Genomic DNA, 12,068 nt, shown 5'->3' with positions numbered 1-12,068 from the left:
ATAATAAATCATGAAAAATAAGCGTAAATTGTATCATTATATGTCATAAAATGGGGCATTGTAAAGTGGGTCTGTAGATAAAGTTTTTGATATGGCAGAAACAGCAGTTGCAGTTGAACATGCTATTAATAAATAATCAATTTATTACTTGGAAAACTCTATATAAAAAGTATAAATATATATAGAACTTCTTTTGATATAAGTGTATAAAATACCTAAATTTTAATAAGTTTTCTTGAATCTATCAACTTACTATTATACAACCTGTGTAAATGGTTTTTATATGATTCATCCATAATTTCATCATCTATAGTTTTTTTATCAACAATATAATCTTCAAAATCATATATGCACATTACAGATGATCTAGTCTTAGAAATAATTTTTGTAACATCAGAATCTATTTTTAAGAACTCCTCTTTCGATGTATTATCTATTAAATGTTTGGAATCTATGATAAATCTAATTCCAGAATAACCCTTGTCTGTGACTGTCTTCTCATACTTCAATAATTCATTTTTTATATCCTTTAATTCTAAAGATTTATACATATTAAGTATCCTTGATACATCCTGAACATATAAAATTTTATTTTCATCTATTTTCGGAGAATGTCTTATGAAATCGTATAAATCATAATTTGTAAATAAACATATAAATTCATTTCTTTTTAAACCCAACTTTATATACTGATACATATTTATATATAAATGTTGTAACCCAAAATAGTAAAATGAAGAATGTAACCCAAAAATTTTATTATCATCCATAATCTTATATCCTCTATATCCTCACAATTAATTTGTTATTTCTATATTCTACATAATATGTAGATACTCCTCTTAATATTAATATTAAATAACTAAATCTTTTAATTATTTATCCCTATATTATATTAATATTATATTGTTTTTTTCAAAGTTAGATGTGTTTAGACATCTTTATATTAAAAATCGCCAATAAAAGCAGTACTTGAAGCAAAAAAAGAAACAGGCCTAATGCCTATTTCTTTTTCTGTTCTTTTATAACGGCCAATATATCTGCCCTCAAGTCCTGGATAGATTTAGCAATAGCATCAATCTTATTTTCAAACCTTACGAGGAGATATATACTAACTGCTATTGGGAACCCTACGGTACTGATTAAACTAATCAGCTGGTCATACATAAATATCACCCTCCCTCTGCCATTATAAATATTTCTCTTACAAATAATATATATGATATCTCAGGTATTGTTTCAGTATATTTTAACACTATTCTTTTCATAATTTGCATCAAAATCCTTCATAATGCCAGTGCAGCTCATAATAATATTATTACTTTATGTGAACTGCCACCATCTATAGATGTGGATGGCTTCGTGGTAAATACTATCATTGTATCAAGTTTTCAGCATTTATATTGTGTGCTATAATCTAAAATCTACAATTCAATAAAGTTGCATAATTCTGAAAGCAGTAAACCAAAACCTTTAGCCAGGAGAACGTTAAAGAAACTAAATCCACGTTAATTTCAGTATTGAGGTTTACTGTAAGTAGGAATTTTATAAATAAAATGGTCAAGGATAGCTACTCCTTGACATCCCACGTTTTTATGGGAAAACCAGCATTGTTTTCTTTTGTAATATAATACATTTATTGGCTTATATAAGTCAATAGAATTAATTTACTTCTAAATTTTTTTAGTTTAAAAAGCTCTCTCTAGTACTTAGCTTGTAGAGAATACCTCTATACTCAGATAAAAAACTTGACCATATCTTCATAAATTTTTTGAAATGCGACGAAAAAACACTGTAAAATTCAAAATTGAATAATGCAGTGTTTATAAAAAATGTTTAATTTATGGACCAGTTCCTATGCTAGTAATCTTATATTCATTGTTTACTTTATTTACATATATAAATTCATCTTTATCTATAACCCAATCACCTTTTAGTACTCCATCACCTGTCCCTGCTAACCAACCTGAATTCTCATCGGATGGTTTTTCTGATGGTTTTACAGAATAGTCAACGGAAAAACTAAATTTGTCGGTATTCCCCTTTATATTATAGATACCATTTATGGTATAATCTGTGATTTTAACTTTTTTTGATACTGTATCTTTCTTATATTCATTAAGATATTCTTTCATAATTTGATAGGAAATTTCTTTTACTTTTGTAGAATCTGTTTTCAAGCCAATATTTTTAAATGTTGGTTCGTAATTTGCTGTTTTATTACTACAGCCTACTCCTACCAAAATGCTAATTATACAAAGGATACAAGTTGCAATAAAGTTTTTCTTTATAATACTCACCTTCCTTTATTGTAGAATTTTATTTAGACGTATTAATTTACTATTATTCATTAATCTCAAATTTACAATTAATAAGCCTTGTAAGAATATTGTGATGTAGCTATTTCTTATCTTTATTATAAATCTATAGAAAGTCGTTTATTGCTTTTTATACCTGTATAAATTACATAAGACCTGCCTGCCCATATACTAATCTCCATAAAATTTTAGATGTTTTTTAATATTTGGAGTAATATAAGCAAGCTTGTCATTATAGCAAAGTAGCTAAACTATGCCAATTAATATAAAAACAAAAGACGTATCAGCAATTGATATGTCTTTTGTTCAATATTGTTTAATTATACAAAGTCTGCTTCATGTTATGTTTATAATTTTTCCAACATTTCGTAACTCAATGTACGAAATACCTGACAATAATTTTGGAATCCATCCTGCCCGATAATATAAATATTTGGCATATAGTCTAATCTTTTTTTTGAATACATAATACGTTCCAATCCATTATCTATAGCTGTATGATTACTTAAAGCTACATCTACCTTTTTAAGAATTGCTTCACTTATAAAGTAATCCAATGACTTGAGATATTGTTTTACTTCATTCTTTGTCCATGGTGGTGTCGTGCCTCCCCATAATGCTGCCATGTGTATTTTCCCATCTTCTTTTACAGGGAATATGTAACTCAATCCTCCCGGAGTATGACCAGGAGTGCCATAAACATATATTGTTTTATCACCCAATGTTATGGTATCACCATTTTGAATATAAACATCAATTTTATAATCTTTCCACGTTTCCGGTCTATTAGGTTTTGTTGGATGTTCTTTCCAGAAAATATCATCTACTTTAGAAAGATATGTCTCAACATGATATTTTTCAACAAACCATCTCCCACATCCTGTATGATCAACGTGTCCATGTGTCAAAACCAGTTTTTTTATTGTATCAGAATTCCAGCCAATATCTTTAATTGAATCTATTATTGCCTCAAAAGCTTCTTTTGCTGGCCAAATAGCATCTATTACTATCAGCCCATCACTTGTTTTCAATACAAAACAGTTTGTTTGCTTTTGTGCAACAATTAGCAAATCATCAAAAATCTTAGCATGTATGAAAGATGACATATCTTCCATTTCTCTTATTGTTTCTTTTGTAAAAACTGGTTTATTTAATCTATTCATTTAATATACACTCCTCTGTACAGTAATAATTTTATAGTTGTACAGAGGATAAGCGATTTCTTGGATGCATACGTAAAAATATCTTCATGACTTCACCTTCTCTACAAATTACTATTTTATTTGTATGCTGTACAAATGATTTTTAATTAACAATAAAAGAATATTGTGTCAAAACTATTTTAAACATTTTCTAATATATATTGCAAGTGTACCAAAAATAACTACTAAAATAATTGGAAGAAACCATATACCTAAACCACTAACTTTTTCTAAAGCAACTTTTATACTGTTCCATCCAACATAGGTAAAAATTATTGCAAATTCTGCTTTAATTATAATAATCAATTGTCTAGCACATTTGTACTGATATTCTGCATTTTCTTTAGTTATTGGTTTCAGATAATTATATATACGTGGAAATCTACTTAAAGTAGTTAAAAAAATATACATTATAAAATTTATACCAGCAAGTATGAGTATAGAGTTTTTACTACCATATCCATCAGGTGCACCTGCACCACTAAAATGTGTTGGTATAACATTTGGAAGTGCTTTGAAGTGCTTTATAGTATTTTAATAATAAATAAACATTTATTATTATTGCCGCAATACTAATAAGATCTATTATTATTTCGTAAATCGAATAACGAATTTTAATTTTAGGTCTTTTTTCCACTCTTTGTCCTCCTAATTTTCCGTTTATTATTATGCCATAAAAATTTACAACTGTTAACTAAATTACATCATTACTATTTGAAAGAAGTGTTCCGTTAAAAACAGTTCAGTTACTTTTAGGTCATGCAGATATTTCTACTACGGCTAATATTTACACTCATGTTATGCCTGAACAAAAAATAAAAGCAGTAGATAAATTAAATGATCTATTCAATTAAAATAAAGGCTTATTAAAAACTATGGATGGAAAAACAAAATAAAAAAGGATCTGCATTTTTGCAAACCCTTTAGTTTCAACATTTTTGGCAGGGGTAGAAGGCTTCGAACCCTCAACCAATGGTTTTGGAGACCACTACTCTACCAATTGAGCTATACCCCTATATTATCAAGCTTTAACTATTAACAATAGCCATTGCCGACAAGAGATATTATAATACAGAAAATAGCACTAGTCAAGCTAAAAATTTTATAAATTTTCTTCTTTCCATATCATCCTGGCAAGTGGAAATGGTTCAAGAGCTCTATCAAGTATTCCATGCACATATGCAATAAGTATTCCATAGTTTACTATAGGTACATTGAACTTTTTTGCAGAATCAATTCTGTACAGCATAGCTTTCCTATTCAGCATACATGCGCCACAGTGAACTATAAGCGAGTATTTTTTTACATCATCTGTAAATGATACACCCGATGAATATTCAAAATCTATCTTTTTGCCTGTTATCTGCCTTATCCACCTAGGTATTTTTACTTTTCCTATGTCATCAGATTGTCTATGATGTGTACATCCTTCTGCTATCAATACCTTGTCTCCATCCTTTAACCTTTCTACAGCCTTGACACCTTTTATAAGTTCCAATAAATCACCTTTGCATCTTGCAAATAATATAGAAAATGATGTCATTAAAACATCCTTAGGTGTGTCTGCGGCAACCTTTAAAAATGCCTGAGAATCAGTAATCACTATTCTAGGCTTCTTCTTAAGATTATCCAAAGTTTCTCTAAGTTCATATTCCTTGGTTACAACAGCAACAGCATCACTTTCGAGAGTATCTCTTATTGTCTGCTGCTGTGGAAGTATAAGTCTTCCTTTAGGAGCTGCCTTGTCTATAGGTGTAACAAGCACTACAAAATCACCTGGATTTATTAAATCTCCAATTATTTTAAATTTGTCTTCACTTTTGGGCATTATATTTATAATCTCATTTTTTAATTCGTTTATTCCCTTTCCCGTAACCGCTGAAACTTTCACAAAATTTATATTAAACTCATTCTGTAATTTTTTTGCATCATCATCGCTTACATCTGATTCATCAATTTTGTTCAATACACCTATAATAGGAATTTTCTTATCTTTTATTTGTTTTATTATATATCTATCGTATTCTGTAATCCCAATAGACGCATCTATCACAATTATCGATATATCCGTTTCATTTAAAACCTTTAAGGTCTTCTCTTTCCTAAGTTCTCCTAACTTGCCCTCATCATCAAGTCCTGCAGTATCTATTATGACACAGGGCCCTATAGGAAGAATTTCTATAGATTTATAAACAGGATCTGTCGTAGTACCTTCTACATCAGATACAATAGCTATCTCCTGACCTGTCATTGTATTTATGATACTTGATTTTCCAGCATTTCTTCTGCCAAATAAAGCTATATGTATTCTAACAGAACGCGGTGTTTCATTTAAACTCATGAGTAATCCCTCCAATATCATTTGCCAGGTATTCCCGGTTTAGTAAGCTCATATGGATTTATTATCTTATCTATTTTCTCCTCTGACAATATCTTTTCTTTGTATAAAACTTCTTTTATTGTCTTATTTTCTTTTAATGCCATTTTTGCAACTTTTCCCGCCCTGTCATATCCTATATAATGAACCAAAGCTGCCGCTGCAGCAGTAGATCTTTCAAGGTTTTTTCTGCAATTTTCCTCATTTACTTTAATATCTTTAATGCATTTCTCTTTAAATATTATAACAGCTCCATCCAAAAGTTCCAGTGATTCGAGCAAACAATCAGCAATAAGCGGAGTAAAAGCATTTAATTCAAGCTGTCCTGCACTGCATGCCATTGTAATAGCTGTATCATTTGCAATCACTTTCATGCTCACCTGTCCAACCATTTCAGCTATAACCGGGTTAACCTTTCCTGGCATAATAGTAGATCCCGCCTGGACTTCCGGAAGAATGATTTCTCCAATTCCTCCCTTTGGTCCGGAATTTAGAAGTCTTAAATCATTGGATATCTTCAGAAGATTACAAGCTAAAGACTTTAAAAGTCCTGAAACTTCTACAAATACATCACAGTTTTCCGTACCATCCATAGGATAATCAGATCTTGCCATGCCAAGCCCGGTTAAATTTTGAATTATGTCGGTTATTTCATATGCAAATCTATTCGTAGCATTGAGGCCTGTTCCAATAGCTGTGCCACCTATATTAATCTCTCTAAGTCTTTCCTCTGATTTATAGATTCTCCACCTATCTCTTGATATCGCCTTTGCATAAGCTCCAAAACCCTGACCTGCCATCATAGGAAGTGCATCCATAAGTTCAGTTCTTCCAAGCTTTATTATGTCTGAAAATTCATTTTCCTTTATCTGAAGTTCATCCTGCAAATCAGCTAGACTCGTACTTAACCTTCTTATAAGATGTATAGCTGCAATTCTAAGAGCTGTAGGATATACATCATTAGTTGACTGTGACATATTTACATCATTTAATGGATGTACTAAATTATAATCTCCCTTTTCTCCTCCAAGTATTTCTATAGCCCTATTAGCTATAACCTCATTTACGTTCATATTTGTAGATGTGCCAGCCCCACCCTGAAATGCACTCAATTTAAACTCATCATCAAATTTTCCATCTATAATTTCATCGCTGGCTTTAATTATTGCATCAGCCTTATCTTTATTCAGCTCTTTTAAATTTTTGTTAACCATGGCAGCAGCTTTCTTTATAAGTGCAATTTCTCTAATCAAATTTAAGTTTACAATTTTTCCCGGGAGTTCAAAGTTCTCTAAAGCCCTTTTTGTATTAATTCCAAAATAAGCTGATTTGTCTATTTCCTTTTCTCCAAGTAAATCTTTCTCTATCCTAAAATCCAATTTTTACCTCACCTTCTATTTCTAATCTAATTCATCAATGTTTATATAAAACAAAAGCACCCAAAATTGAGTGCCTAATTGATCTATTCATCACCCTGATCTGTAAGTATAATAGGGCCATCTTCTGTTATAGCAAGAGTATGCTCATATTGAGCTGAAAGACTTCCATCTACAGTACGTGCTGTCCAGTTATTGCTGTCCACTTTAGTTTTATAGTCTCCTATATTTATCATCGGCTCTATTGTAATTACCATTCCATCTCTAAGCTTTAATCCTCTGCCTGGCTTTCCATAATGCGGTACAGCTATATCATCATGCATTTCTTTGCCTATTCCATGTCCTGTATAATCCCTTACCACTGAATATCCAAGTGGTTCTGCATAGCTTTGAATTTCATGGCCTATATCACCTATTCTATTTCCTATAACAGCCTTTTTTATACCTCTATAAAGGCATTCCTTAGTTACTTTCATAAGATTCTCTGCCTCTTTTGATATTTTTCCAACTGCATATGACCATGCAGAATCTGCAAGCCATCCATTTAAATTTACAACCATATCAATAGTTACAATATCGCCTTCTTTTAAAGGCTTTTTGTTTGGAAATCCATGACATATTTCATCATTCACAGAAGCACAAGTAGCATATGGAAAACCTTCATATCCTTTCTGTTCTGGCGTTGCTCCACATTCTCTCATGTGTTTTTCTACAGCACTATCTATTTCCATAGTGCTTATACCAGGTTCTATAAGTTCTCTAACTTTCTTGTGACATGAAACCAGTATTTTACCTGCTTCTGCCATATATCCTATCTCTTTCTTAGTTTTTATATCTATCAAGTTTATCGCCTCTATCTTAAAATTTATTATATAAGTCTTCTCTTAGTTATGATATTTTTAAAATCATAATATACAAAATTTATAAAGTATAACAAATTTAATGATAACATTGCACTCTAATTTTGTCCATATCACAGATTTTTTTCACAACTCTTTTTATTTTTAACTAAATCTTTTATCCATTGAAGTAATAACGCAATAATAGGTATAAAAATTGCTAATGGAAGATGAACATATAATAGTGTTATTACCTGACCTATGTATATATGTTGTGTATAATTTTTAGCTATAAGCAGTGATGTTATTAAAATTACTACACTGAAAGGTACAGCTAAATGTTTTGTATCTTTTAATTTTAAAAGCTGTGCAGTACCCAGCATTCCACCATAGGTAAACAGACTTATTTTGATAAAACCACCCACTACCATAATAAGTATTAAAAATACATCTACCCTATCGAAGGATTCACCTATATGCATTAAACGTACGGTTCGCAGCAGTGGAAAAAGTGAAGTGCCCGCAAAGTCTGCACCAAGTACGGATATAAACATTATAGAGGTTAGAGTTAGGATTATTCCTTGAAAAATAACAGCTAGTATTGCAGCTTTTCTTACCTTTGACTTTTCAACTACAGATGGATATAACATAGTTAGTAATATAGTCTCACCATATGGAAAAGTTATGAGCTTCCAGCCTTCTTTTATAACAGGTAGTATTCCGTTTTCAAGGACAGGTTTTAAATTATAAAATTTTAAAGCATTAGGTGTTGTAAATAAAAATATCCATTCTAATATAAAGAAAAATACTAGAATAGGTAATATTACCTGTGCTGCCCTGCAAAGATTTTCTATACCTGTATGGACACTGCATACAACTGTTGATACTATAAGTACTGTAGTTAGACTAAGTGGCATTTTAGGCATTGTATTAATTGTTATAAGAGAAGCAATATCTCTCAGTACTCTTGCCGCTTCATATGTAAAAAAAATTGTATACAATATACTTAAAATAGTTCCAATGATTTTTCCAAAAATCTTAGGCATATATGTAACGATAGTATCATCAGGATATTTACTCCAGAGATAGGTATATACAATCTGTAGTATAATTGCAGGAAACATATAAATAAGCATTGATAACCATGCATCTTGTTTTGCATTTGGAATTATAAAAAAAAGCAATGCGCTGCCATAAGGTACTAAAACAATACTAGAAAATAGTTGATAAGCTGATATTTTTGTTTTCATAATACTACCTCTTGTAAAATTATTTTATGCTGCTATCTATGGACTTAGAAATTGTACCTGGATTTTTTAAATTAGAGGTCACAGTAACTTCTACTTTTATATGTGGAAAAATGTTATTCCAATTGCCTTCTAATGATTTCCATTCTTTAGGGTAATCTCTATGTATTAAGCTGCCAAAGTCAAATATATCTGCATCAAATTTTTTCTGTGATGCATTTAAAGCTAGATTAACTTCTCTTTCTATAGCTTCACTCTGTAACTTGCCTAGATCATCCATTATTTTTGGATGTTTCATAGTGTCTAGTTTATCATCAAGCTCTAATATACTTGATTGTGATTTTATATTTACTTTAATTATTATATTATTATTTTCTATTATAGATTTTACTTTACTAGTTGCACCTAGTATATAAAACGTTATCTTCTTGCCATTTGGCAAAGATGTTGTTATAGTTCCATTTTTAACCTTGCCTTTTATCCACTGCATCCCCCGTGTTTCCTTAATATTTAAATGTCCAATAAGTTTATCCTTTCTAAACACTCCGGTACCATCCAGTTTCAATGTTGGACTTATGTTACTGCTTTGATTTATATCAATTACACCCATAATAGGAGATGATGTCTTGCTGTACAGGGCATTAGCAAAATCTAATCTGGAAATTATAGGAGAATATCCTTTAAATGATTGGAGCTTTGTTAAATTCTTTACTGAATTAGAAGGAATTGTTTCGTCAATAGGTTTAAATGCTACTACTTCTGAAGCTTTATCTTTTGCCAGGAGCAAAATATCGCCTGCTCTTGTTTGATGGCTTCTTAATGCAGAATCAATAAACAAGGACAAACCAGATTCAGCCAGGTGCTTGCCTATAACAATATATTGACTGTGACCAAAATATAGATCTCTGCCGTACTTTGTAGATAGATTGCTTATGGCATCATAAGGAGTGTACCCCTCAGAACTAAAAATCATAACCTGTGGTGAAGAACTTCCCTGGTCACCTTTTGATGATTCCTTCTGGGCGTTAAGTATTTGTACTGTTACTAAATATTTATTTTCAGGTGTAAGATCAAAACCAATTGCCATTACTACTGCTAATTTTTCGACCTCCTGTTTTGAACCTCTGCAGCCTGTAAAGGAAAGTGAAATTATAATTGAAATTAAAATGCAAATAATTTTTTTCATAAGCTACTCCTTGTTTTCCTTTTCCTTAATAGCTTTTGATTGTTCTTCTTTTATTGACTTTATATGTGACTTTGGCTTTCTTTTAAAAGAAGGTTTTCCTGTTATAAAATGAGGTCTCTTAAATTTAAACCAAATGGGACGCCTTATGATCAAATCTGGAAAATCTTCTCCTATAAATGGTGCAAGAGGTGCCATATATGGAACTCCAAAAGAACGCTTGGATATAAGACTCATAAATAGTATTATTATGCCGCAGATTAAACCTAACAATCCGAAGAATCCTCCAAGTAATGTAAATATAAATCTAGGTAATATGACTGCTTCATACATTTCTATGGAGGGTATGGCAAAGGAACTTATAGCAGTTACAGATATTACAATTACCATAGGAACGCTTACAATACCTGCTTCCACGGCAGCCTGGCCTAATACTAAAGCACCTACTACACTCATTGCCTGACCTACAGTTCTTGGCATTCTAATACCTGCCTCCCTTAATATTTCATACATTAATAACATTAGAATACATTCAAACAATGCTGAATATGGTACTCTAGAACGTGCTTTTATAAAAGTAATAAGTAATGGGGTTGGAATAACTTCCTGATGGAATGTTGTTATTGCCAAATAAAATCCTGGTAAAGTAAGTGTGAATACAAAAGATAAATATCTAATCCAGCGATTAATAGTACCTGGAATAAATCTTAGATAATAATCTTCATTACTTATTAAAAATTCTGGAAAAAGAGATGGTACGGTTATAGCCAAAGGCGTTCCATCTACAAGAATGCAAATACGACCGTCTAATATTTTAGAGGCCGCTACATCCGGCCTTTCTGTAGAAAACATGGTGGGAAAGCTGCTTATAGGATCATCAATCAAATATTCTTTTATATAGTTAGCACCAATTACTGCATCTATATCAATTTTATTTAATCTTTCTTTTACTTCATTTATTATTTTAGGATTTGCTATATTAGAAAGATAAGTAATGACAATATCTGTTCTTGTTTCCCTTCCTATTTTGAAGGATTCCATTTTAAGATTTGTACTTTTGATTTTTTTCCTTATGAGAGTCATGTTGACACCTATAGATTCTGTAAATCCCTCTCTTGGTCCACGAATTATGGTCTCTACTTTGGGTTCTTCTATATTTCTAGCTGGAGGCTTATTAATATTAATTACCATTGCTTCATTTAATCCATCTATAAATAGAATAAGTTTTCCACTTAATATTGAATCAACAATATTACCCATACTTCTATATATGTCCTCATCCCTTATTCCAAATAAATATTTAGAATATTTCTTAGTTCCAGGATAATAGGTATATTCTTCACATTTATTTGTCAATTTTTGAATAACGGATGTTTCAATAAGGTTTGTTTCTATCATATTATTTAAATATACAAGCATTGCACTAAATTCACAGAGATTTCGCATCTAAATTCCAGTAAAAATTGTATTTTTACTGGAATTGTATCCAATTACACTTATTTAAAGGGCTGGTAAGCCCGAAGACC

12 protein-coding genes, 1 tRNA gene and 1 pseudogene are annotated in these 12,068 nt (G+C 30.9%); 1 reads left to right on the top strand and 13 read right to left on the bottom strand.

From position 1 onward, the window contains the following. Positions 1–215: 215 nt before the first annotated feature. The 6 genes from J2Z42_RS08010 to J2Z42_RS14475 all read right to left on the bottom strand — a co-directional run bounded on the left by J2Z42_RS08010 (position 216) and on the right by J2Z42_RS14475 (position 4,157). Positions 216–770: an MEDS domain-containing protein gene (locus tag J2Z42_RS08010; RefSeq protein WP_209702129.1), complete on the bottom strand. Its 555-nt coding sequence runs from the start codon at positions 768–770 to the stop codon at positions 216–218. Positions 771–1,002: 232 nt separating this feature from the next. After that, the gene (locus J2Z42_RS08005) at positions 1,003–1,167 is read right to left on the bottom strand and encodes a YvrJ family protein (RefSeq protein WP_209702128.1); all 165 of its coding nucleotides are present in this window, start codon (positions 1,165–1,167) and stop codon (positions 1,003–1,005) included. A 674-nt stretch (positions 1,168–1,841) separates the two neighbouring features. Next, positions 1,842–2,300, bottom strand: a complete 459-nt coding sequence (locus J2Z42_RS08000) for a hypothetical protein (RefSeq protein ID WP_209702127.1) — start codon at positions 2,298–2,300, stop codon at positions 1,842–1,844. Positions 2,301–2,665: 365 nt separating this feature from the next. Continuing rightward, entirely contained in the window at positions 2,666–3,481 is an 816-nt protein-coding gene (locus tag J2Z42_RS07995; protein ID WP_209702126.1) for an MBL fold metallo-hydrolase, read from the bottom strand. Between the two features lie 174 nt (positions 3,482–3,655). Further along, a complete protein-coding gene (locus J2Z42_RS14485; RefSeq protein ID WP_245331545.1) occupies positions 3,656–3,931 on the bottom strand; it encodes a hypothetical protein in 276 nt (91 codons plus the stop codon). A gap of 70 nt (positions 3,932–4,001) precedes the next feature. Continuing rightward, positions 4,002–4,157 (bottom strand): hypothetical protein, encoded by a 156-nt coding sequence (locus J2Z42_RS14475; protein ID WP_245331544.1) that lies wholly within the window; start codon positions 4,155–4,157, stop codon positions 4,002–4,004. Positions 4,158–4,230: 73 nt separating this feature from the next. On the opposite strand from J2Z42_RS14475, the pseudogene J2Z42_RS07985 reads away from it, so the two are divergent. Continuing rightward, positions 4,231–4,374, top strand: a pseudogene (locus tag J2Z42_RS07985) (tyrosine-type recombinase/integrase); the annotation flags it as partial. Between the two features lie 85 nt (positions 4,375–4,459). On the opposite strand, the gene J2Z42_RS07980 reads toward J2Z42_RS07985, so the two are convergent. The 7 genes from J2Z42_RS07980 to J2Z42_RS07950 form a co-directional block, all read right to left on the bottom strand. Beyond that, positions 4,460–4,535, bottom strand: a tRNA-Trp gene (locus tag J2Z42_RS07980). 87 nt (positions 4,536–4,622) lie between these two features. After that, positions 4,623–5,861 carry a [FeFe] hydrogenase H-cluster maturation GTPase HydF gene (hydF, locus tag J2Z42_RS07975; protein ID WP_209702125.1) on the bottom strand — a complete coding sequence of 413 codons (1,239 nt, stop codon included), beginning with the start codon at positions 5,859–5,861 and terminating at the stop codon, positions 4,623–4,625. Between the two features lie 17 nt (positions 5,862–5,878). After that, positions 5,879–7,276, bottom strand: coding sequence for an aspartate ammonia-lyase (locus tag J2Z42_RS07970; protein WP_209702124.1), 1,398 nt, complete (start codon positions 7,274–7,276; stop codon positions 5,879–5,881). An 83-nt stretch (positions 7,277–7,359) separates the two neighbouring features. After that, entirely contained in the window at positions 7,360–8,115 is a 756-nt protein-coding gene (gene map / locus J2Z42_RS07965; RefSeq protein WP_209702123.1) for a type I methionyl aminopeptidase, read from the bottom strand. 131 nt (positions 8,116–8,246) lie between these two features. Beyond that, a complete protein-coding gene (locus tag J2Z42_RS07960; RefSeq protein WP_209702122.1) occupies positions 8,247–9,362 on the bottom strand; it encodes a GerAB/ArcD/ProY family transporter in 1,116 nt (371 codons plus the stop codon). Between the two features lie 19 nt (positions 9,363–9,381). Further along, a complete protein-coding gene (locus J2Z42_RS07955; RefSeq protein ID WP_209702121.1) occupies positions 9,382–10,545 on the bottom strand; it encodes a Ger(x)C family spore germination protein in 1,164 nt (387 codons plus the stop codon). Positions 10,546–10,548: 3 nt separating this feature from the next. Then, a complete protein-coding gene (locus J2Z42_RS07950) occupies positions 10,549–11,988 on the bottom strand; it encodes a spore germination protein (RefSeq protein ID WP_209702120.1) in 1,440 nt (479 codons plus the stop codon). Between the last annotated feature and the right edge of the window lie 80 nt (positions 11,989–12,068).

This window comes from Clostridium algifaecis (assembly GCF_017874415.1).
In the GTDB taxonomy this organism is placed as follows: domain Bacteria; phylum Bacillota; class Clostridia; order Clostridiales; family Clostridiaceae; genus Clostridium_B; species Clostridium_B algifaecis.
The sequence above is the reverse complement of the archived record's forward strand: the minus strand, read 5'-3'. Positions and strand labels throughout refer to the sequence as shown.

Bases quoted from the DNA above. Each gene is read 5' to 3' on its own strand.
- J2Z42_RS07995 (WP_209702126.1), bottom strand. From the start codon at position 3,481: ATGAATAGATTAAATAAACCAGTTTTTACAAAAGAAACAATAAGAGAA.
- J2Z42_RS14485 (WP_245331545.1), bottom strand. From the start codon at position 3,931: ATGTATATTTTTTTAACTACTTTAAGTAGATTTCCACGTATATATAAT.
- J2Z42_RS08005 (WP_209702128.1), bottom strand. From the start codon at position 1,167: ATGTATGACCAGCTGATTAGTTTAATCAGTACCGTAGGGTTCCCAATA.
- J2Z42_RS08010 (WP_209702129.1), bottom strand. From the start codon at position 770: ATGGATGATAATAAAATTTTTGGGTTACATTCTTCATTTTACTATTTT.
- J2Z42_RS07950 (WP_209702120.1), bottom strand. From the start codon at position 11,988: ATGCGAAATCTCTGTGAATTTAGTGCAATGCTTGTATATTTAAATAAT.
- J2Z42_RS07960 (WP_209702122.1), bottom strand. From the start codon at position 9,362: ATGAAAACAAAAATATCAGCTTATCAACTATTTTCTAGTATTGTTTTA.
- J2Z42_RS07955 (WP_209702121.1), bottom strand. From the start codon at position 10,545: ATGAAAAAAATTATTTGCATTTTAATTTCAATTATAATTTCACTTTCC.
- hydF (WP_209702125.1), bottom strand. From the start codon at position 5,861: ATGAGTTTAAATGAAACACCGCGTTCTGTTAGAATACATATAGCTTTA.